The organism is Pseudomonas mandelii (assembly GCF_900106065.1).
In the GTDB taxonomy this organism is placed as follows: Bacteria; Pseudomonadota; Gammaproteobacteria; order Pseudomonadales; family Pseudomonadaceae; genus Aquipseudomonas; species Aquipseudomonas mandelii.
In genome coordinates this window covers 4,594,644-4,616,779 of sequence record NZ_LT629796.1, presented here as the reverse complement: position 1 = coordinate 4,616,779, position 22,136 = coordinate 4,594,644, and the positions used below count along the sequence as shown (strand labels likewise).

Annotated in this window: 18 protein-coding genes; 4 read left to right on the top strand and 14 right to left on the bottom strand. The window is 53.9% G+C overall.

Going from position 1 to position 22,136, the window contains the following annotated elements; all coding sequences use genetic code 11:
• Positions 1-64: 64 nt before the first annotated feature.
• Together BLU63_RS21360 and BLU63_RS21355 are read right to left on the bottom strand one after the other, a co-directional pair.
• Positions 65-649: a hypothetical protein gene (locus BLU63_RS21360; protein WP_144443500.1), complete on the bottom strand. Its 585-nt coding sequence runs from the start codon at positions 647-649 to the stop codon at positions 65-67.
• A gap of 123 nt (positions 650-772) precedes the next feature.
• Positions 773-1,306 (bottom strand): hypothetical protein, encoded by a 534-nt coding sequence (locus BLU63_RS21355; RefSeq protein WP_197678973.1) that lies wholly within the window; start codon positions 1,304-1,306, stop codon positions 773-775.
• A 587-nt stretch (positions 1,307-1,893) separates the two neighbouring features.
• On the opposite strand from BLU63_RS21355, the gene BLU63_RS21350 reads away from it, so the two are divergent.
• Entirely contained in the window at positions 1,894-2,874 is a 981-nt protein-coding gene (locus tag BLU63_RS21350; RefSeq protein ID WP_010466230.1) for an IS5-like element IS1384 family transposase, read from the top strand.
• A 134-nt stretch (positions 2,875-3,008) separates the two neighbouring features.
• Here BLU63_RS21350 and BLU63_RS21345 read toward each other — a convergent pair whose 3' ends face one another.
• Complete coding sequence (locus BLU63_RS21345) at positions 3,009-3,728, bottom strand: hypothetical protein (RefSeq protein WP_083376155.1); 720 nt, start codon at positions 3,726-3,728, stop codon at positions 3,009-3,011.
• A 333-nt stretch (positions 3,729-4,061) separates the two neighbouring features.
• On the opposite strand from BLU63_RS21345, the gene BLU63_RS21340 reads away from it, so the two are divergent.
• Positions 4,062-5,498: an IS1182 family transposase gene (locus BLU63_RS21340; protein ID WP_083376154.1), complete on the top strand. Its 1,437-nt coding sequence runs from the start codon at positions 4,062-4,064 to the stop codon at positions 5,496-5,498.
• Positions 5,499-5,897: 399 nt separating this feature from the next.
• Positions 5,898-9,050: an AAA family ATPase gene (locus BLU63_RS21335; RefSeq protein ID WP_083376153.1), complete on the top strand. Its 3,153-nt coding sequence runs from the start codon at positions 5,898-5,900 to the stop codon at positions 9,048-9,050.
• Positions 9,051-9,184: 134 nt separating this feature from the next.
• Here the strand turns inward: BLU63_RS21335 and BLU63_RS21330 are convergent, their stop codons facing one another.
• A complete protein-coding gene (locus tag BLU63_RS21330) occupies positions 9,185-10,165 on the bottom strand; it encodes an IS5-like element IS1384 family transposase (RefSeq protein ID WP_010466230.1) in 981 nt (326 codons plus the stop codon).
• Positions 10,166-10,246: 81 nt separating this feature from the next.
• Positions 10,247-11,548, bottom strand: coding sequence for an ISL3-like element IS1411 family transposase (locus tag BLU63_RS21325; RefSeq protein ID WP_011920678.1), 1,302 nt, complete (start codon positions 11,546-11,548; stop codon positions 10,247-10,249).
• A gap of 141 nt (positions 11,549-11,689) precedes the next feature.
• Between BLU63_RS21325 and BLU63_RS21320 the strand changes: the two genes are divergently transcribed.
• On the top strand, positions 11,690-13,093 hold the full coding sequence (locus tag BLU63_RS21320) for a hypothetical protein (protein WP_083376152.1): 1,404 nt from the start codon (positions 11,690-11,692) through the stop codon (positions 13,091-13,093).
• A gap of 484 nt (positions 13,094-13,577) precedes the next feature.
• Here the strand turns inward: BLU63_RS21320 and BLU63_RS21315 are convergent, their stop codons facing one another.
• Genes BLU63_RS21315 through BLU63_RS21275 form a run of 9 tightly spaced genes read right to left on the bottom strand, consistent with a single transcriptional unit; the run spans position 13,578 to position 22,070 of the window.
• Positions 13,578-14,783, bottom strand: coding sequence for an MFS transporter (locus BLU63_RS21315; protein ID WP_083376151.1), 1,206 nt, complete (start codon positions 14,781-14,783; stop codon positions 13,578-13,580).
• Positions 14,783-15,523 carry an alpha/beta fold hydrolase gene (locus tag BLU63_RS21310; RefSeq protein WP_083376150.1) on the bottom strand — a complete coding sequence of 247 codons (741 nt, stop codon included), beginning with the start codon at positions 15,521-15,523 and terminating at the stop codon, positions 14,783-14,785. Before BLU63_RS21310 ends, BLU63_RS21315 begins: the two co-directional genes overlap by 1 nt.
• A gap of 42 nt (positions 15,524-15,565) precedes the next feature.
• A complete protein-coding gene (locus BLU63_RS21305; RefSeq protein WP_083376149.1) occupies positions 15,566-16,423 on the bottom strand; it encodes a cache domain-containing protein in 858 nt (285 codons plus the stop codon).
• A complete protein-coding gene (panC, locus tag BLU63_RS21300; RefSeq protein ID WP_083376148.1) occupies positions 16,420-17,304 on the bottom strand; it encodes a pantoate--beta-alanine ligase in 885 nt (294 codons plus the stop codon). The genes BLU63_RS21305 and panC overlap by 4 nt, the downstream gene beginning before the upstream one ends.
• A 4-nt stretch (positions 17,305-17,308) precedes the next feature.
• Positions 17,309-17,860 (bottom strand): glutathione peroxidase, encoded by a 552-nt coding sequence (locus BLU63_RS21295; RefSeq protein WP_083376147.1) that lies wholly within the window; start codon positions 17,858-17,860, stop codon positions 17,309-17,311.
• Between the two features lie 24 nt (positions 17,861-17,884).
• Positions 17,885-19,009 (bottom strand): acyl-CoA dehydrogenase family protein, encoded by a 1,125-nt coding sequence (locus BLU63_RS21290; RefSeq protein ID WP_083376146.1) that lies wholly within the window; start codon positions 19,007-19,009, stop codon positions 17,885-17,887.
• 42 nt (positions 19,010-19,051) lie between these two features.
• Positions 19,052-19,852 carry a crotonase/enoyl-CoA hydratase family protein gene (locus BLU63_RS21285; RefSeq protein ID WP_057005059.1) on the bottom strand — a complete coding sequence of 267 codons (801 nt, stop codon included), beginning with the start codon at positions 19,850-19,852 and terminating at the stop codon, positions 19,052-19,054.
• On the bottom strand, positions 19,849-20,922 hold the full coding sequence (locus BLU63_RS21280; RefSeq protein ID WP_077748097.1) for an acyl-CoA dehydrogenase family protein: 1,074 nt from the start codon (positions 20,920-20,922) through the stop codon (positions 19,849-19,851). The genes BLU63_RS21285 and BLU63_RS21280 overlap by 4 nt, the downstream gene beginning before the upstream one ends.
• Positions 20,922-22,070: an acyl-CoA dehydrogenase family protein gene (locus tag BLU63_RS21275; RefSeq protein WP_083376145.1), complete on the bottom strand. Its 1,149-nt coding sequence runs from the start codon at positions 22,068-22,070 to the stop codon at positions 20,922-20,924. Before BLU63_RS21275 ends, BLU63_RS21280 begins: the two co-directional genes overlap by 1 nt.
• Between the last annotated feature and the right edge of the window lie 66 nt (positions 22,071-22,136).

Below are 22,136 nucleotides of genomic sequence, written 5' to 3'. Positions count from 1 at the left end.
GGGCTCGGGTCTTCGGGGGTGCCAGTAAATTGGATGGTGTTCTGTTATTGTCCCCTCTTTTGATTTATGGCTCATAAAGGCACCCGCCTAGTGGGTCAGTCCAGACCAGATCCCCAGTAGTGGGTCGCCTCATAATATTGTCAATCTTGGCATCGACGTTACCTTCATGGCGCTCCGCAAATTCCGCTGACTTGGCGAGAGTTATCAATATTCCTGCCAAATCTGGATGCTCGTCGGCTAAGGCCCGGCATTGTTCAGAAAGCTCGCAGTTGGCTGGTAAATCATCGTTGTCGTCGAGCAACCCCGACAATATGCAAGCAAGTAAAGTTTCACTGGTCTCATCTACGCTCACTAACCTTTCCACTTCGGCTAACCAATAGAACTCATTTGCGCTTCCTGGGAGTGAAGAATCAGAGGGCCCGACCGCGCCGTAATCGTAAATGATCTCGACAACATTACGGTTGCCTTCGGCCGACTGCTGGGCGAGAAAATTGTGACCGCATCCTTCGAGAGTAAGGCGATAGAGTCTGTTGTCGCGCTCAAACAACATGCTGTTCGATCCTTGGCAAAAAATAGTTGCTTCCTTCAGCGGCTCTTTTGTAAGTATCGTCTGAAAATGAGCACCTTCAAACAACGGTTGATCAGTCATACGTATTCCCCGAACCTGATTTTTGCCAATGGGGTGTAGCTGAGTAAGAATGAGCACGAGAGCCCATTAGAATTAATGTCAATTAGGCTAAACTAGCTTAGGACCTTCAGCTTGGATGAGTTGTTAGATACTGACTCCTGATGCTTCGACCGCAGCTCTTGAGAGGAGGCCAAGGTTACTTCTCGGGTGAGCATTTACCCCTAACCAGTTAGGAATCAAAGCGCCTTGAGCTGCAAAATGCTCAACATGAACCACTGTGATTTTTCCGTCCGTATAAGCAACTGAGCTGATCATTTTCCACACGCCAGGGCGAGCGCGGCGAAATAGGTCATAAGCGGACGCTACATAATTCAGTCCCGTACCCAGACCAAACATGACAACGAGCCGAGTCTCTTCCGGCAGGTCACGGAGGAAGGTAGTTGTGCAGTTAGTTGCGACCGATGCGCCGAACTGGGTAGCAATGAACTTGTCCAGCATGCCGCCACCCGATCCTTTCCAGGATACAGACCTGCGATCGTAGCGCTCTACAGTGCAACGAATGAGTGATGCGAAATGAAAGCGCCCGGACTTATCCGCGATAAGACGGTCTATATGTTTCTTCAGCTTATCGGGTTCGTCGGTGGGGATGAGCCCGACGTGTGCCAGAATCTTGCCCACGTTGAGGCGACTCCCCTTGTACGCAATTTCGTCGTGAGCTGTGGAAGCGAGCGCTCCAGCTTGAGTCGGGCCCTTGGAGAAGCCAAGTACAACGACCTCGGGCTTAGTGCTACCCCATGCCAGAGGGTTGGCTGTAATTCGCCAATCTCCCTCCGAGCGCATGGATACATCGAATTGTGGAGCGATACTACAATGGCAACGTGAGCAGGAGACTCTGCCATGACTCGGTAAGCAACTCATCAATCCTCCTGGAACTGCAAAAGTCAGGAGTCGCCGGCCCCCCATTGGACGGACTCCATAAGCACCTAACTATTACGAGGAAAATGCCTAGCAGTGTCGTTGACGTTACCCATTTGCCATCACAGTGTCCACTGTCCGCTCTTGGCCGAATGCTGCCTGTGGTGAACAGCCGCTCGCGACCTAAAGCGGACGTTCAAGATAGCCCGTGAATAATTAACCACCAGCTAATGCTTGGTCAGGTATTTTTCACCACGTCGTCAGCCAAGACATGTAGATCACCTAAGGAAACTCTGAAAAAGACTTTCTGATTTGGCAAAATACCGCGACCCCACCCACCGAGTTTCCCGATGAAGCAGATGACCTTCGCCGACGCCGAGTACGCTGGCAAGCGCAAGCAAACCCGCAAGGAGTTGTTCCTGATCGAGATGGATCGGGTGGTGCCGTGGAAGGGCTTGATTGCTTTGATCGAGCCACATTATCCGAAAGGTGAAGGTGGCCGTCCGGCCTACCCGTTGATGGCGATGCTGCGTGTGCATCTGCTGCAGAACTGGTTCGGCTACAGCGATCCAGCGATGGAGGAAGCGCTGTACGAAACCACGATCCTGCGCCAGTTTGCCGGGCTGAACCTGGAGCGCATCCCCGACGAAACCACCATTCTCAACTTCCGCCGCTTGCTGGAGAAACACGAGCTGGCGGCCGGCATCCTCGCTGTCATCAATGGCTATCTGGGCGACCGCGGCCTGTCGCTGCGCCAGGGCACCATCGTCGATGCAACGCTGATCAATGCGCCCAGTTCGACCAAGAACAAGGACGGCAAGCGCGACCCGGAAATGCACCAGACCAAGAAGGGAAACCAGTATTATTTTGGCATGAAGGCCCACATCGGCGCCGATGACGAATCGGGTCTGGTGCACAGCGTAGTGGGCACGGCGGCCAATGTGGCGGATGTCACCCAGGTGGACAAATTGCTGCATGGCGACGAAAACGTGGTCTGCGCCGATGCAGGCTACACCGGTGTCGAAAAGCGGCCCGAGCATGAAGGACGTGAAGTTATCTGGCAGGTGGCGGCACGCCGCAGCACCTACAAAAAACTCGATAAGCGCAGCGTGCTGTACAAAGCCAAGCGCAAGATTGAAAAGGCCAAGGCTCAGGTGCGCGCCAAGGTCGAGCATCCGTTCCGGGTAATCAAGCGCCAGTTCGGTTACACCAAGGTGCGCTTTCGCGGCTTGGCCAAAAACACGGCGCAACTGGTGACACTGTTCGCTCTGTCGAACCTGTGGATGGCGCGCCGACATTTACTGACGAATGCAGGAGAGGTGCGCCTGTAATGCGGGAAATGGCCACCGGAGTGGGGTCCGGGTGGCGAAAACGTAAGAAATACTCGTCGAATTGATTGTTTTTTGATCATTTGGCGAGTTTAAAAGTTGCGCTAGGTGGTATGCCGGGGAAATACATGGCTACTTCAGACCATCCCTAATAACAAAAAATGCGTACGCTGTACACACGTATAACGTCCCGGAATATTCTTTTTGATGGCGCACTCCGCAAGTATTTCCAGCGCATGAGCAACTACTGAATGCGCATCTGAAATGCTCTCTATCGAGCGGCTGTTGATCGCTTTTTCGTGCGCAATGAAGTTTCTATCCGCTTGAATAGAATCAATTTTATCCTTGATTCCCGTAGTGTCTTTCCATTTGCAGAGTCTGAATATACGTGCAAGCACACTGCTGTACTTACCTTTAGCTGCGGAATTTGATGCTTTCTCAGCTAGACTGTTAATCAGATTATTAAAATCACCTGCCTTTACCACGTCGGCAAGAAAAACAACTCCAGATTGATCCGCCGAGGTGAGAAAATCATGCATGAGCAGCGGCTGTGAAACAAAAATATTACGAAAAAAATCTTTGGTGGCCACTTCAAAGGTTGTAGACAACGCTAGAACCGTTAATGCCGAAAAATGATCGATTGAATTTGTCAGAGAACTCGAAAGATGAGCATCTATTCTATTTTTAATTTCGACATCGCCACCATTATCCTTTAAAGACATCAGAGTGCGGGAATTGAGGTGAGCATCAATCGCGGCTTTGCTAGAAAGTAATTCGTGCAGGTCTCTGATTGCTATAAAATCCATTAGCGCTTTAAAGTGCCAGTGATCTGCGTCAAAAAATGGTGTATTCGTCACTCGATATATTCCAAGCGGGGATGTTTTAGAGGTACGGCCGTTGGGTATAACAACCAGATATGGGAGGATGTCGAGACGAGTCCATCCTACCATCAGGACTTTAAAAGGACACCATGTTACCGCCGGACCACGATTGTTCGAGCATCGAGCCCCCAGTAACTCACTGTTTTGCGGCAGTGTGCGCCCAAGGCCCTCTCGCTAAAACAACACGTCAACGAGCGGCCGCTCCTGGCCGATAGCTGCGTCTGCCAAAGGCAGCTTTGGGTCCAGGCTGTGTGAAAACGCCAGTGATTGTCTAACCTTCTGATCGTCTAGATCGTATCGGGGGCGATCATGAAGCGATTTATTGAAGGTGAGGCTCGGACGCAAGTCACCTTGCTGCCGGAGTGTCTGGACGATTACGTAGCCGAAGAAAATCCAGTGCGCGTGGTCGATGTTTTCGTCGATGAACTCGACCTGAGCACACTTGGTTTTGGGGGCGTCGATCCTGCCGCAACGGGTCGTCCGGCCTATCACCCAGCGGTGTTGCTGAAGATCTATATCTACGGCTATCTCAATCGGATTCAGTCCAGCCGTCGGCTTGAGCGTGAGGCCGAGCGCAACGTCGAGTTGATGTGGTTAACGGGGCGTTTGGCCCCGGACTTCAAAACCATTGCCGACTTTCGCAAGGACAACGGCAAAGCCATTCGCAGCGTATGCCGCCAGTTCGTAGTTCTTTGCCGCAACCTCAATCTCTTCTCCCAGTCGATCATCGCCATCGACGGCAGCAAATTCAAAGCCGTCAATAATCGCGACCGCAACTTCACTCAGGGCAAAGTGAAGGCACGCATGCAGCAGATCGAGCAGAGTATTGATCGATATCTGGCGGCGATGGATTCGGCGGATCGGGCAACACCCGAAGTCGCCGAGGCCAAAGCAGAGCGGCTTAAAGAAAAGATAGAAACACTGAAAAAGCAGATGCAGAAACTCAAGGACATCGAGGCGCAGCTCCACGAAAGTCCAGACCAGCAGATCTCCCTCACAGACCCAGATGCACGCTCAATGGCCACAAGCGGCCGAGGCACCGGAACGGTGGGCTACAACGTACAAACAGCGATCGACGACAAACACCATCTGATCGTTGCCCATGAGGTGACCAACGTTGGTAATGATCGTGGGCAACTGAGCAATATGGCGAACCAGGCGCGTGAAGAAATCAAGGCTGAATCGCTAACGGTGGTGGCCGACCGAGGCTATTACAAAGGTCTGGAAATCCTTGCTTGCGAGCAAGCCGGCATCACTACCTTCGTACCGAAACCCCTCACATCGGGCAGCAAAGCCGAAGGCCGATTTGGTAAGCAGGACTTCATCTACCTTGCTGCATCGGACGAGTATCGATGCCCTGCGGGACAGTTACTGACCCGGCGGCATTCTTCGGTGGAAGACGGCATGCTACTGCACTGTTATTGGTTCTCGGGCTGCCAGTCCTGCGCAATGCACAAGCAATGTACGACGGGTAAGGAGCGCCGGGTAAAGCGCTGGGAACATGAAGCCGTAATCGATGCGATGCAGGTACGGCTGGAAAATGATCCAACGATGATGAGGCGTCGCCGACAGACCGTTGAACATCCTTTTGGAACGCTCAAATATTGGATGGGAGCCACCCACTTCCTGACCAAAACCCTACCAAGGGTAAGCACCGAAATGAGCCTTCATGTGCTCGCCTACAACCTCAAACGAATGATGAGCATTTTCGGCATCGCAGGACTGCTTGAGGCGATCAGGGCGTGAATCCAGCCGTTTGATCGTCCGTGAGTGGCTGTTTGGGCCGCTGACGCGGCCCAAACAGCATTTACGAACGCCTATGTAGCTGACGAGGGCAATTCGCGCTTCAGTCTGCTGGTTTCGCAGGCAACGCCCGTAGCTCTCAACTTTCGACGTATTCAGTGCGTTTTCACACGGCCTGGGTCGTTTTCTGCCGGTCGCGACAGGCAGCAATCGGCCAATAACGGACGTTCAGCATCATTAGTCTTATGGTCTGTCCTCGATTGTCATGTAGTCCTGATGAACGTCCTTTTTTTGACAAGGGTGATCCGTAGTTAAGCGCCCTAAATTTGAATATCATGCTCAATCCATTGAAACTGCTGACGCTAATTTGAGGGGATGAATCCCCCCCAATAGGAGAAATTTATGAGCATCGCTGGTATCCGTTCCAATCGAGGTGACATTTACCAGACGTTGGTGGCATTTGATTGGGCATTGACAGTATTATCCGATCAAGACTTTCAATGGCTCGAAATAGATTCGATCAGCTATTCCGTAGATGATGTGGTAGTAGGCAAAACTGACGGCACTTTGATTGCGTGTCAGTGCAAAAAAAATCAAACCGATTTCAAATCTTGGTCGATAAGCGATCTTGCAGATGAGTTGGGCAAAGCCTCCTGCTTGCTGGAAGATAATCCGAACGTAAATGTTCGTTTCTATTCAAGAAACAACTTTGGCCCTCTTGCAAAATTAAGAGAACACAGTTCTACCCAGCATAACGAAGCGAGCTACCTAGCAAGTCTAGGCCAAGAGCACCAAGCAGTAGATAAAAGTTTTTCGGCGCTACTTGCTAAATTCTCCCCCGATCTTTCCACCTATAAATTCCTGTGCCGAACGAACTTTATCACCAGTGATGACCTAGATCGTATGGAGGAACTGCTCCGCGAACGCTTACGCAACATGGTGAGCAATACTGACGCTGCATTCGCGGCACTTTGGGCGAGCCTCGACCAACTCGGCGCGCGCACAGGGGGCGATAGCACAACTACAGCCTCGCAGCACCGATTAACTAAAAGCGACCTCAAGACTATTCTTCAAAAGGCGGGAGCAACACTAGTTCCGCCAATGAATCTTGCTGAGGTACGTCTTTCTTTTTCCAGTACATCTGCCATTGGCAGATCGTGGCGAAGGGATATTGCGGGACAACGTATTTCCAACCCAACCCTGGATGAGCTACTTGTATCTATTGATGATAAAAAAAGATCCATCTTGCTGACGGGCCTTCCGGGATCGGGTAAAACGTGCGTGATGCTTGCGTTACAAGAAACATTGGAGAAGCGGGCCGAAAGCAATTCTGACATCGTGCCACTCTTTATCCAGTCCCGCGAATTCGCCGACTTGGCTACATCGGAAGATCGTCTAGCCCAAGGCCTTTCTGAGCAATGGGTCGAAAAAGCTGCTCGATTGGCTGAAAACGCTCAAGTGATTGTAGTAATTGACTCTTTGGATGTGCTCTCCATCGCCCGCGATCATCGCGTTCTTCAATATTTTCTTGCGCAGATAGACCGCCTGCTACTGATTCCTAATATTACTGTCGTTACTGCCTGCCGTGACTTCGACAGGCAGTACGACCGGCGAATTGCGGAACGACAATGGGATTGCGAATTGAAGTGCCAACCGATGGACTGGGAGGCCGACATTGCACCCTTACTTGATACGCTAGGGATTGCGACTGCAACTATTGATGGCGCCACTCGCGTACTGATAAGAAATCCACGCGAACTAGCATTGTTTGTTGAACTGGCCCAACGAGGCGGTAGCTTCAACGTTGTGACTAGCCAAGCACTGGCACAACGTTATCTCGATACGATCGTGCGAGCCGACAACGCTTTGGGAGATGCGGCAATACAAGCAATTGAATCAATTGCCTCGGAAATGCTGAAATTAAGAAGCTTGGCGGTGCCGCATCAGCGCTTCTCAGCCTCTCAAGACATTCAGCGGAAACTGTGTAGCTTAAATGTGCTGCGAGAAACCCAGGATGGAAAGCTGACATTCGGACATCAAACCCTATTGGATGTATTGGTGATAAGCGGAGCCGTGCGAACTGGCGTTACTTTGAATAAGTTCATACATGGCTTGCCGCCGGTACCCTTTGTACGCCCCAGCATCCGCAGTTTTGTCGCACAGTTGGCACTAGGTGAGCGTCGCGAATTTAGAAAACAACTTAGATCCGTCTTGACTGGTAGCGCGGCCTTCCACATCAGGCGCCTAGTAGCGGAGTCATTTGCCGAGCAGATGCCCCAGGAAGAAGACTGGCCATTGCTACGTGATTTGCGGGAAAAACACCGTGATATTTTTCAGGTGATCTATGCCTTGGCTAGTGCGATTGAGTGGCATCGTTTCTGGCTCAAACATCTGGTTCCAACTCTGAAGTCTGCCCAGGATTCCGACGGATTGATTGGGCATGCTTATCGCATTGCTCAATGGAGCAATGAAGATTGTGCGGGAGTGTTGTCATTCTGGATGGATGCGCTTTCACTAGGCTGGCTTGATAGGAATGAAATTGCTGACCGACTCGGAATCCACCTGTCTGAAATCAAATTAGAAAATATGGCACTGGTTGCTCCATTGCTTGAGCGGCTGATCAATATGCCGCTAACTGAGCACAGCGTTCTTGGCCGGGTCATCGCTAGATGCGTAGAGGCAGGTGTAGTGGAAGATGCCCTGCTCTGGCAGTATATCTCAGGTGACATTAACGACGAGGATTTACTTAAATTTAGACTCAATAACAAGTTGCGTTGCCAAAAACATGAATTCGGGGGGCGGGATGAAAAATTTATAAGTAAACGTATGTTGCAGTCCGTTGCTTTGCTGGATTTAGCAATAGAGTCAATCGAGCACTGGAGCAATGTTCGCGCCTTACGCTATGGTAATACTCGCGTAGGCTACAGGAATGTTTTTTTGAACGAGAGTTCATACGAAGATTTGCATAGCCAAAGAGATACAGTTCACTCGAGCAGCATGAACGTTCTACTTGATGCAGTTGAGGCGGCTATTCTGCAGCAAGCAAAAAACAACTCAGGCTGGTGGCAAAAAAACCAAGAGCGTCTTTGTTTTAATCATGAAGGAGCGTTGCTGTATTTCGCGATACTCGCCTGCACTGCCTCGCCTGTGGCGAATATTGAAATAATAGCCCGTATGTTGTGTGATACAAGGATGTTGGAATTTGAATTATCTTACGAACTGGGTTCGCTAATACAGTCGGCATTTAATCTTTTGGCCGTGCCAGTGCAAGATGCAGTGACGACGAGCATTTTAACTATTTGGAACGAAGAAGTTTCCGAGGAATCCAGACTTTGGGTATTGAGAGCGCAAGCGGAGCTGATTTTGCCGATTCCTTGCTACCTGCGCTCCCCCGAAGTGCAAGCGGTAGTGGATTCATATGAGGAAAAAGCAGGAGTACTGGTTCGTCAGCCGAAAATCCGTTCGGCTGGCGGTATGGTAAGCGCACCATTCTCATTTGAAATATTTTTAGGTGCGAGCGATAGCGGGGTATTGAAATTATTAGGGATGGTCTGAAGTAGCCATGTATTTCCCCGGCATACCACCTAGCGCAACTTTTAAACTCGCCAAATGATCAAAAAACAATCAATTCGACGAGTATTTCTTACGTTTTCGCCACCCGGACCCCACTCCGGTGGCCATTTCCCGCATTACAGGCGCACCTCTCCTGCATTCGTCAGTAAATGTCGGCGCGCCATCCACAGGTTCGACAGAGCGAACAGTGTCACCAGTTGCGCCGTGTTTTTGGCCAAGCCGCGAAAGCGCACCTTGGTGTAACCGAACTGGCGCTTGATTACCCGGAACGGATGCTCGACCTTGGCGCGCACCTGAGCCTTGGCCTTTTCAATCTTGCGCTTGGCTTTGTACAGCACGCTGCGCTTATCGAGTTTTTTGTAGGTGCTGCGGCGTGCCGCCACCTGCCAGATAACTTCACGTCCTTCATGCTCGGGCCGCTTTTCGACACCGGTGTAGCCTGCATCGGCGCAGACCACGTTTTCGTCGCCATGCAGCAATTTGTCCACCTGGGTGACATCCGCCACATTGGCCGCCGTGCCCACTACGCTGTGCACCAGACCCGATTCGTCATCGGCGCCGATGTGGGCCTTCATGCCAAAATAATACTGGTTTCCCTTCTTGGTCTGGTGCATTTCCGGGTCGCGCTTGCCGTCCTTGTTCTTGGTCGAACTGGGCGCATTGATCAGCGTTGCATCGACGATGGTGCCCTGGCGCAGCGACAGGCCGCGGTCGCCCAGATAGCCATTGATGACAGCGAGGATGCCGGCCGCCAGCTCGTGTTTCTCCAGCAAGCGGCGGAAGTTGAGAATGGTGGTTTCGTCGGGGATGCGCTCCAGGTTCAGCCCGGCAAACTGGCGCAGGATCGTGGTTTCGTACAGCGCTTCCTCCATCGCTGGATCGCTGTAGCCGAACCAGTTCTGCAGCAGATGCACACGCAGCATCGCCATCAACGGGTAGGCCGGACGGCCACCTTCACCTTTCGGATAATGTGGCTCGATCAAAGCAATCAAGCCCTTCCACGGCACCACCCGATCCATCTCGATCAGGAACAACTCCTTGCGGGTTTGCTTGCGCTTGCCAGCGTACTCGGCGTCGGCGAAGGTCATCTGCTTCATCGGGAAACTCGGTGGGTGGGGTCGCGGTATTTTGCCAAATCAGAAAGTCTTTTTCAGAGTTTCCTTAGCGGCTCTTCGCATTTAAGGGTGTAGCTGATTTCTAAACCCTCCTGACTTCAGCAAGCACCTGGCTATGTAATTGGTTAAATTTCTAAAGCCCAAGGCGGTACCTCGTAAGTGCTCAAGTCGCCCGTTGATAGCTTCTGTTGGACCGTTGCTGGTTCCTGGCCGGTCGAAGTAGGCAAGGATGCTCTCAGCGTATTTTTTCAGCGTTTCCCCCAAGCCTTTCACCTCGATGAGCGCTTTGGGCAAGTCGCTGGCTGTAATGATATTTATGACCTCTTCCATGAGTTTTTTACCACGTTTTCGATCCGGCTCGTTGTAGGCGCTGACCACCCGTTGGTACATGCTCCAGGTGCAATCCACTTCGAGGTGGTGCTCATCTGCAAACAGCTGGAACAGTTGCTTTTTGTTGGCGTCAGACAGGTAGCTGATCCGAGTCAGTAGCGTTCGACGGCTTTTGTAGAGCGGGTCATTTTTACGCCCTCTGCGGCCCAGGATGTCGTGTTGCACACGCCGGCGGCATTCATCCAGCATGTTGCTTGCCCAGCGCACGACATGGAAAGGATCCAGCACGGTTTGGGCTTGAGGCAGGGCTTCTTGCGCTGCAGATTTAAACCCCGTAAAACCGTCCATGGCAATGCTTTCGATCTGGTCACGCCACGATTTGGGGCGACTCTGTAGCCATTGCTTAAAGGCTTGTTTGGAGCGGCCTTCCAGCACATCGAGCAAGCGGGCCGGCCCGTTTTTGTTACGCACGGGCGTAAGGTCAACCACGATGGTGACGTACTTGTCACCACAGCGTGTATGTCGCCAAACATGCTCATCCACGCCCAGCACGGTCACACCGTCAAAACGTGTCGAGTCATTAAAAAGCAGGCGCCGTCCTTCGTTGATAATGGCATTATTAGCGGTGTGCCATGCAACATCAAGCTGGCTCGCAACACGAGATACCGACAGATGATCCAGCACGATGGCAGCTAATGCCCAGCGTATCGCCCCATATGAAAGCTTTGAACGTGGAGGTGCTGCACTGTTTGTATCTTCATGCCAGAAACAGCCGCAAGCACAACGCCAGCGACGGATACGCAGCAGCAATCTGGTTGGTCGTTGTCCGTAAGGTGTGTGAGCAAGATGCCTATCGACAGTACCGCGTGAAACACCAGCAGCCCCGCACTTGGGGCATGGCTCGGGTGCTTTGGTTAAACGACATTCGATGACGGCGCGCTCTGCACAAAGATGTTGTCCAGTGGCAGTCAGGCCGAGGTTATTCAGTTGGCAAAAGCTGGAAAGATCAGGGCTAGAAAAGGTAAGATTGTTCACGTCGGGGGCTTAGTTTTTGTTGGTGTGAGAGCTTACATTTTCTAAGATCCTCGACTCCTTTTCCAGCCGGTCAGATTTTTTCTACACCCTTAAATGCGAAGAGCCTTATTAGCGCACTACAACGGATACTCGAATTGGCATATGGCTGACTTTCTTATCGGGGGCGAGCGGGAGGTTGGCTCGCAATTGCGAGAGGCCTCATCTCGGAACCCCTCCCGATTCTTGGGCTTTTTGTCTATTCACTGGTTAGTAATTCCAGAAAGTTTTCGTGATGACATTATGGATGGGGTAGCTACATATCTAGCTTATCGTTATGGAAATTTACGCCCCCACGATGCATGGCAATCGGTCGAAGAGCCTCAGGTCTCCCTCTTGGTATGCCGAATTTTTGATGAGCTAGAGCTTCATTCAGCCGAATGGCAACACAAACGCTCCACGGCCAAAGCACTTGAAGCCTGTGCAAACGTCATACAGGATGCTCGAGAGGCATCGCGGCTCATATCTTTGGCCGAAGACTTTGTGGGACTTCAAGAAGCTGATCCAGTCGAGGGGGACGGTGTAGATTTAATAGATCTCGGAATCAATATGGCAAAGGGAGACGTTTCTGATGCCTTGATGATCTTGGCTAATAATTTTCTACAGAGAGGCATTGAATTTCCTGAATTGCTAGCGCCCATGTTGCGTCGCTTTGCGAGTGACGAACACCCTGCTATCCGTGCCATGATCTTACGTCGCTTACCGTATTTGCAAAGCACTTATTTCGATCTAGGATGGGAGTTGTTCGATCTCGCCGTACAAGATGGAGGTGGACTTTGGCAAGTCGCCGAACCGTGTCTTTATTATTCTTACCACAATCATTTTGAAGTAGTAAGACCTCTGCTAGCGTGTCTTCGCAACAAGGGGAGCGGCAAAGACCTAGAAACATGGGGACGTATTTCGGCTTTAGCTACCATGACCCAGCACATCAATTTTGCGGAATTCCTAGGAGACTTGAACGCTCTGGATAACACAGACGCTTGGCGTGGTGCAGCAACCGTGTGGACAAACCATGGAAATATTCGGCAGAATCGAGAACAGTGTCTTGCCGGTATAAAGTCAGGTTTAAACACAGGCGGCACTCGTGCCCTAAACGTTGCCGAGCAGATGACTCAAATATTCAACGATGAAGCTGATGCGATTTCGGTTCCAATAGAACTAATTGATTGCTGTTTTTCAGTATTTGAGAATGATGAAGATAGCGAAAATAGACATCATCGTCTCTTCGGATTTCATGAATGGCTTAACGCGATTGTACAAAATGATCCAGAACAAGCTTTGTACGCAACCGAACGCTATCTGGCTTATGTCCGTCATGAAAAGCGACATTTATTTGATCATAAAAATAGTCTTACCCAGCTTATGACCCGGCTCTTTGCGGAAGCAGAAGAACGAGAAGAATCTGACTGTGGCGCGATGCTACGGCGCGTTGTGGGAATACAAGACACTCTACTTTCACTTGGAGTCAATGGCGTAGTCGATTGGCTGAAGGCTGCCGAACGACCGTGATCGGTAGCATGCAGTCGACACTGATCTTTACATGCCATGTTGTACAGGACGGAGATGCCTACCTGGGTGGGGGGTCATAACCCACCAGATGTACTCATTTCGCTCGCCCCTCAACTCCCAATCTAGGCTTGGATTTCTACTCAGCAAAAAATGGCCAGCAAAATAGGACAGATTAATTTTTCATCATGAGCGGCTGCCTTTAGCCAGTGGCAGTCCTTGGTCGAACGTCCGCTATTGGCCGATTGCTGCCCCTTGTGACAGGCATCAATCGGCCAGTAGCGGACTCTCGGCAATCCGGGTCAGACTCCAGCTTGCGAAGAAGACACGTGATTTGGCGCTCTTCAACTTGACCATCGACAGCAAACTACGTGCCTGGGACTTAACCAAGCTGCGAGTCCGAGACTAGCCCATGGGGAACCTTTCGACGTGTCGCACTTTGAAGCGGTACTGCAAGTCGCGTTCAGATCTGGCTGACAAGTCATTATCAGTTACCCAGATGATCACTTCGCCAACATAGGCAGAGCACCACCAAAAACCCGCCTATCGACATCAGCGCCGCACAGAGAAAAATCGCGGCATAGCCAAATCCTGAAGCAATAAGCCCCATAACCGGCCCGGCCATCCCCACTGCAATATCAAAGAACAACGAGAGAGCACTGAGCGCCGAATTTCGGTTCGCGGGAGGAGTGCTCGCCAATGTCTCCACGCCTAGCCCCGGATAAATCCATGACACCCCTATTCCGGTCAGCACTCCACCGGCAATGGCCAGAGCAGGAGACGGCGCGAGCCATATCAGCAGCATGCCCAAAGTCTGTACAAGTAGGCACCCCCCCACCACGCTGTACCCCCTGTATCGCTGCAGTATCCCCGGCGACGACAAGCGCGCAACGATAAAACCCGCCCCGAAACCACTCAGGCAGTAGGCCGCGTGATCCCAGCCCAGGCTGTCGAAATACAGTGCGACGAAAGCGGTCAGTCCGCCAAACCCTACCGAGCTACAGACCAGAACGAGGCCATTGGGCATGACGGCGAACAGCACTCGATGAAAGGCCAGACGGGCACCTGCCACCAACGGCGCCGGACGCTTGCCCAGTGCCAAAACCAGGAACACCAATCCGAACAATACCGTGCACAACCCAACACTGGCGAGGCCCAGTGAATGGCGAAGCAACACACCCAATGGCGCGCCGACCGCCGTACCGCCGTAGGCCGCGATCCCATTCCACGACATGACCTGTGCTGCCCGAGGGGCACCACATAACCCGATGGCCCAGGTGCAGCAAGGCGTGGAGATCATGGCCGTGGACGCACCTAGCACCAGCCTGCCCAGCAGTAACAGAGTCAGGGTCAACCAGAGGTGGGTGGGAAGCATGATGGCGAGTGTCGTCAGGCTGCCGCTCACCATCAGGCCACCGAACCCACACACCACCGCGTATTTGGCTCCCAGTCGATCTGCTACACCGCCGGCCAACGGACGAGCCAGTAGTGTTGCAAAGTACTGCGAGCTGATCATTACACCAGCGAAAACTGAGGTCAGGCCCAAGTCATTGAGGACGTAGCCCGGCAACACCGCAAGCGGCAAGCCACTGCAAACGTAGGAGATAAAGTTGAAGACGATAATGGAAAGGATCAACCGATTGCTGCGGATTGTCTTACCGTTGCCATGACTTAAAACAACGAACTCGCTCATCACTCATGCCGCTCTATACCTCGTACGACATCCGCCAGCAGCTGCGGGTGTGATACGAACGGCTCATGCGCGGTATCGATTTCGATCACCACGCCAGCACCGGCACGTTGCGCAAAACGGCGCTGCCAGTCCACGGGCAAAATGTTGTCGCGCAGTGTGATGATGTAACTCGCCGGAATCATTCCCGAGTATCCCTCACGGCTAATAGAGTCTGTCGCCACACAGAGTGGTGTTGTGTCCTGGCTCACTTCGCCTAACAACCAACCCAGGGTTTGCTCATCCAGGTCGTGACCGAACATGACCACAGCCAGCGCTTGAGGAGTAGTTTGCGCTGGATCCAGCGGCCAACCGACATGTTCCGGGCTTTCGCCGTGTAACGTATTGCCAAGCAACTCCAGAATGGATTGGCCTTCACTGGGCAATGCGCAGGCCAGGTACACCAGCTGCGAATACAACTGAGGAGCGGCCAGCACCATCATCGGCAGCACGGCCCCGGCGATGGAATGCCCAAGCAACATAGCCTGGCTCACACCCAAAGCATGCAGGTCTTCATTGAGTTCGTTGACTACATCGTCCAGCCGCAGGGATGCAACATCCCGACCACGCTTCTTGCCGCACCCAGGCATATCCAGAGTGATCACTCGTTCGAAACATCCGGGTTGCTGGTTTAACGCCTCCACAAAAGGCCCCCAACACCACGAGCCATGGTTGCCGCCATGCAGCAACACTAAATCAGTCATGCGCACACTCCTTGCTGCGGACTCCGGTGGCCCCTGTTCTGATCACTTGATTGCATAGCAGCCCACGGCGACGACGTATCCATTCACTCGCTGCAGAAAAGTCCTCTTGTATTCGTTCTGCCCGGTCATAGGGTTGCGCCATTGATAGGTGATTTCCCCTGCTTCATGCGTATTCATTTGCTTGAGAATGTCCTCGCCAATCGGCTTGCCGTCGGTTGAGCGCAATGACTTGAAGTCGGTACCGATCAGCCGGGGCGAAAAGCCGTGAGCGACGAACCGCTTGGTTTTCAGGTCCACCACAAAGGCATAGAGATCATCCTGGGTAAGCTGCTTATCGTGCTGATTAATGAGCCCGACAGTGGCTTTCGCGTCGCTGGCAACTTGCGACGAAATCTGGCGAAGCAGCTGTTGTGCCTTTTCAGGGCTGGACCGTGGCATGTAATAACCCACGGAGATCACCCGATCTTTCACACGTTGATAGAACACGCGCTTACGCTCGACCTTACCGTGTTGCCAGTTCCACCAGCGGTATTCGGCGCTACGCACAATGCCGTCGTCTGGCTGCGAAATGGCTTGCTGGAATGCAGCCTTGAGGTCGTCGTCCAGAACGCTGACCACCGGTTTTCCGACCAGTGATACCGAAGGCCCTCCGCTGGCAAGCATCACACCGGAGGTATCGACCACGTAGATGTACAGTTCACCATCGACATAGGCTCCCTGGCGACTAAACTCGGCCAGGGCGGTGTCGCCCTTGGCTTTGTATTCGGCGACAGCTTTTAACAACAAGGCGTTGGCACGCTGGGTGTCGGCACCATAGGCATCCGCTGGCGCTTGTTGAGCCATACCGACAAGAGAGACAAGGCACAGACCAAGAACAGTGAACGCTCGATAGAGGCTCATGGATGTTGTTCCTCTGGTGATCTTTTTGATGGCCGAAGGTCCACCGTCAGATTGTCAATGAGCCGCGTTTTGCCGATGCGCGCGGCCACCAGAATCACAAAGTGAGTATCGGAGCTGGTCAGAGGTTTTAAATCCTGAGCATTCCTGACTTCAAAGTATTCCAGCTGAAAACCGGCGTCGCTTATACGTTGATGACATTCAATCAACTGGCGCTCAGTCACCCGCCCCTCAGCCTGGATACTCGCCGCCGTTTGCTTCAAACAAGCGTAAAGGACGGGAGCCACCGAACGCTCATGGTCACTCAGATAGACGTTGCGCGACGATAATGCCAAGCCGTCCGCAGCCCGGATCGTCGGTGCACCGACAACATCAGTCACCATATTGAGATCCCTGACCATCGAGCGGACGACTGCCAGCTGCTGATAGTCCTTTTCACCGAAAACCGCCACGTCTGGCTGAACGATGTTCAGCAGCTTGGTAACGACAGTGGCCATCCCGTCAAAGTGACCAAGGCGTATCGCGCCGCAAAGACCTTCAGACACGTTTGGCACGCTGACGATGGCCTGGTTGAGCATTCCATCCGGATAGATTTGTTCGACAGCAGGGGCAAAGAGCACATCGCAGCCGGCGTTGACCAATTTCTCTCGATCGGCGTCGGGCGTCCGGGGATAGTTGGCAAGATCTTCATTAGCCCCAAACTGGAGTGGATTGACAAAAATGCTCGCGACGACAAAGTCAGCACGCTGCTTCGCGCAATGAATCAGGGAGATATGACCGTCATGCAAGTTGCCCATTGTCGGCACCAGCGCGACTTTCTTGTTTTCACCTCGTGCACGGGCCACGAGCGCACGAAGCGAGCTAACCGTATCGACTGTCAACACCGCTTCACGCCTCTTGGACTAATTGAACTTCGATTGCTTCAAGCAAACGAGGATTATCAGCCGCAATGTCCGGAGCGAAACGAGCAACGACGATGCCCTGCCGATCAATCAGAAACTTTTCGAAATTCCAGAGTACGTCCGTTGTGTTGCCTGACTCGATGCCATAACCCTGCAGACGCTCCCGAAAAGGTCCCTCACCCGTTGTTTCGGGTTGTGCGGCAGTCAGTTCCGCGTAGAGAGGATGCTGGTCCGCACCGACAACGGAGATTTTCGAGAACAACGGAAAGTGAATGTCATAGTTCACTGAACAGAACTCAACGATTTCCACATCGCTACCCGGTTCTTGTTCCTTGAAGTTGTTAGCAGGGAAACCCAGTATTTCCAGGCCTTGGGATTTTTTGTCTTGGTAAAGTTTTTCCAAGCCCTCGTATTGCGGGGTAAGCCCGCATTTTGAAGCGACGTTGACCACCAGCAGCACTTTGCCCCGATAGTCGCCAAGGGTACGGATGCTTCCATCGATCTGCTTTAGCGAAATTTCGTAAAGGGAATTACTCATCTGTTTGCCCCATGCAAGTGTGCTTCAAAGGGTACGGCCGATAATTTCTTTCATGATTTCCGAAGTGCCGCCGTATATGCGGGCCACTCGGGCGTCGACCCAGGCGCGGCTGATCTTGTATTCGCTCATGAAGCCGTAGCCCCCATGTAACTGCAGGAATTCGTCAAGCAGCTTGCCTTGCATTTCCGAGCCCAGCAGTTTGGCCATTGCCGCGATTTCCGGCGTCAGTTCACCGCGCATCACTTTGGCCAGGCAGTCGTCGACGAACACCCGCAACATGGTGGCCTGGGCCTTGGCTTCAGCGAGTTTGAAGCGGGTGTTCTGGAAGTCGATCACCGGTTTCCCGAAGACCTTGCGCTCCCGGGTGTAGCCGATTGTTTCTTCCAGCAGCGTGTCGATGGATTGCGCAGCACGGATCGCGATGATCAGGCGTTCCCAAGCCAATTGATGAGTCAGGTATTTGAATCCCATCCCCTCCTCACCCAATCGATTGCCGACGGGCACCCGGACTTCATCAAAAAATAATTCGGCAGTGTCTTGCCCTTTCAGGCCAATCTTTTCCAGCAGACGCCCCTTGGCGAAGCCGGCTCGGTCTTCCTCAACGCAGATCAGAGTCAGTTCCTTCGCCGCTGGATCAATCTTGGTGGCGGTGACCACCAGGCCGGCATTGCCACCGTTGGTGATAAAGGTCTTCTGGCCGTTGACGATGTAGTCATCACCGTCACGCCGCGCCGAAGTGCGCATGGCGCGCAGGTCGCTGCCAATGCCCGGTTCGCTCATGGCAATCACGCCAATCAATTCACCGCTGACCATGCGCGGCAGCCATTGCTGCTTCTGCTCTTCGCTGCCATAGGCAACGATGTAAGGCGTGACGATTTCCGAGTGGGTGGTGAAACCCACGGCGGTAGCGTTGGCCCGCGCCAGCTCTTCGATCATAACCGCCGAGTGACCAAAGTCGCCTCCGGGGCCACCGTATTCTTCGGGCACCGTGGAGCATAACAAGCCGTTCTCACCGGCCTTGAGCCAGACTTCCTTGGGAACGATGCCGTTCTTTTCCCACTCATGCAGGTAGGGCACGATTTCGCGATCGACGAAACGGCGGGCCTGATCACGGAACATGTTGTGGTCTTCTCGAAATACGCCACGCATTTTGCTTACTCCAGATCGATTCTTGTATTGGGCGATGGATAATCAGCGGTCCTGGTAATTGGGATCGCGCTTATCGACAAAAGCCGCCACCGCTTCATGATGGTCTTCGGTGTGATGCGCCAACGCCTGATACGCCGCCGACAATTCCAGAAGCGAATCGAGGCGCATATGTTGGCCTTCACGCAGCAGACGCTTGCACAGGCGCAACGCATGACCGGGATTACTGGCGATTCGGCGCGCAAGCGCCTGCGCTTCCGATTGCAGCGTTTCGTGGGTGCAGACTTGCTCGACCAGGCCCCATTCCAGCGCCTTGGCTGCATCGATAGCGTCACCGGTAAACGCCATCAGACTGGCTTTCGGGATACCAATGATGCGCGGCAACAGCCAGGCGCCGCCGTCACCCGGAACGATGCCCAGGCGCACGAAACTCTCGGCGAAGATCGCCTTGGGCGCCGCCAGCCGGATATCGCACATACAGGCAAGATCGAGGCCCGCACCGATCGCCGGGCCGTTAACCGCGGCGATCACCGGGATATCCAGCTCATAAATCGCCAGGGGAATACGCTGAATGCCGTCCCGGTAGGTATTGCGCAGTTCATACGGCGAGCCGGCGAAAATGCCGCCGCGCTCGTGCATGTCCTTGACGTTGCCACCGGCACAAAAAGCGCTGCCATTGCCGGTAAGCACCATGACCCGCACCGACATATCACGGCGCAGCTCGGCGCAGAGATCGACAAACTCCTGGATCTGCTCGCGCGTCGTCAGGGCATTGCGCGTGTCGGGATGGTTCATGCGCACAGTGACGATGCCGCCCTCACGCTCAATCTGAAGAAACGGGCTCATACCGGATTACTCGCGAGACGGGTTAAGGGTTGTTGGCCATGGCTGGTGAGCAACGGCCAGTATCCATCGCTGCCGCCTTGGCATATTTGAGTACCCAGGCGCTGACTCCAAAGGCTGGCCGAGCCGAATTCACTGCGCCACGCCCACAACCGACGGGTGAGCAGATGCAGCGGATATTCCTCGGTAAAGCCGATGGCGCCATGCACCGAATGGGCGATGCCGGCACCGACGCTGGCGGCTTCGGCTGTGCTGATTTTTGCCGCGGCAATGGTCAGCGCGGCGAGCCCCGCACTGGATTCCGTGAAGGCCGCCTCGGCCGCGATGCCGGCGGCGGCAGCCTGCTCAGCGAATACTGCGAGCTGTTGTTGAATGGCTTGAAAAGAACCGATTGCCTTGCCGAACTGCTTGCGCTCACCGGCATAGTTGGCGGTCATGTCCAGTAGCGCGTGCAACGCCCCGGCGGACTGCGCCGCGCGCAGCATCGCGCCGCCCAATTCCAGGACATTGGCGTCGAGCCCGCTGGGCAACGGTGCTTGCGCCAATACCTTGGCACTAGTGAAACCCAAATCATCGCGCGGTTCGCCCGCCACATTCAGACTCAACGTCAGTTCGCTTGCAGCGCTACGCGGCAGCAGCACCACATGCGCAACACCGGCTGGGCTATTGGCGATGGCGACGACCGCTTCAACGTTGCGCCCCCAAGGGACCGAGCAGGCGGTGCCATAAACGCGCTCGCCATCAAGCACCAGATCGGAATTGGCGGCCACGCTGATTGCACCCGCCCTTCCCTCCAGGCCGGCCTTGCTCAGCAGCCAGTTGCCGAGCAAGGCCTCACCCAGTGGCGCGGGCACTGAAAAGCGCCCGGCGGCACGGACCAACACATACATATCGGCCCAACTGGCTTCAGCGCCGCCCAGCGCTTCGGATACACCCGCCTGGGTGAAGCCCGACTCGTCCAGCGCGGCCCACAACTCGGCCGGCCATTCGCCGCCTTCACAGCCCATCACGTAAGCCGGCGTCGCCAGATCGGCAAACAGGCGTTCAATCGTCGCTTCGAATATCTCGCGCATTATCGCAACCCCAGGCCGCGGGCAATGATGCCGCGCAGAATTTCGCGAGTGCCCCCGCGCAGTGAGAATGAGGGCGCCATCTGTGTCAGGTAGGCCAGCACGCGTGCATGCTCGCTGCCGCCGTCCTGCCGTGGCTCGGTTTCCAGCAACAGCTGGGCTACCTCGGGGATTTCCTGCTCAAAAGCATTGCCAAGGTCTTTCACACAGGAGGCCGCCCAGGCTGGATGTTCACCCGCCGCCAACTGTGCCGTGACCGACAACGACATATTGCGCAGCGTCAGCAGCTTGGCCGACAGCCGTCCGATCTCCCGCGCTTGTAGTGCGTCAGGGGTCTTGCCCACTGCGTCGATCAGTGTTTTCAACAACGCCATGCAACTGAGGAAACGTTCAGGGCCGCTGCGTTCGAAGGCCAGTTCAGCGGTCACCTGATCCCAACCCTTGCCCTCAGTGCCAATCAAGGCATCGGCGGGCAGCCGCACATTGTCGAAAAACACTTCGTTGAAGTGCTCGCCACCGGCCAGATCGCGAATCGGGCGGATGGTGATGCCGGGCAGGCTCAGGTCGACGATAAATTGCGACATGCCCTCATGCCGGGCTGCTTGTTTCTCACCGGTACGCACCAAAGCAATCATGTACTGCGAATGGTGCGCGTTGGTGGTCCAGACCTTCTGGCCATTGACTAGCCAGCTATCGCCATCACGCACCGCAGTGCTTTTGATCGAAGCCAGGTCCGAGCCGGAATTGGGTTCGCTCATGCCAATGCAGAAGTAGCTTTCACCCCGGCAAATGGCTGGCAGGTAGTGCCGTTTTTGTTGCTCGGTACCGAAGCGATTGATCAGCGGCCCGCTTTGCCGGTCGGCGATCCAGTGGGCCGATACCGGCGCACCGGCGGCCAGCAATTCTTCAATGATCACGTAGCGCGCAAAAGGACCCGCCTCGCCACCACCGTACGCTTTGGGCAATGCCATGCCGACCCAGCCTCGCGCGCCGAGTTTCTTGCTGAATTCAGCGTCGAAGCCCATCCAGGACTGCGCACTCAAGGTTGGGGGGTAATCGGCCAGTGTGTCGAGAATGAACGCCCGCACTTCGGTGCGAAGCGCTTCCGCCTCGGGAGGAATATTGCTGTAGGAAAATTGACTGATGGCCATATGCGCTCTCTAACGCTGAACACAGGCGCAATCGCTTCGAACGAAGCGACCACAGAACGGCAACCG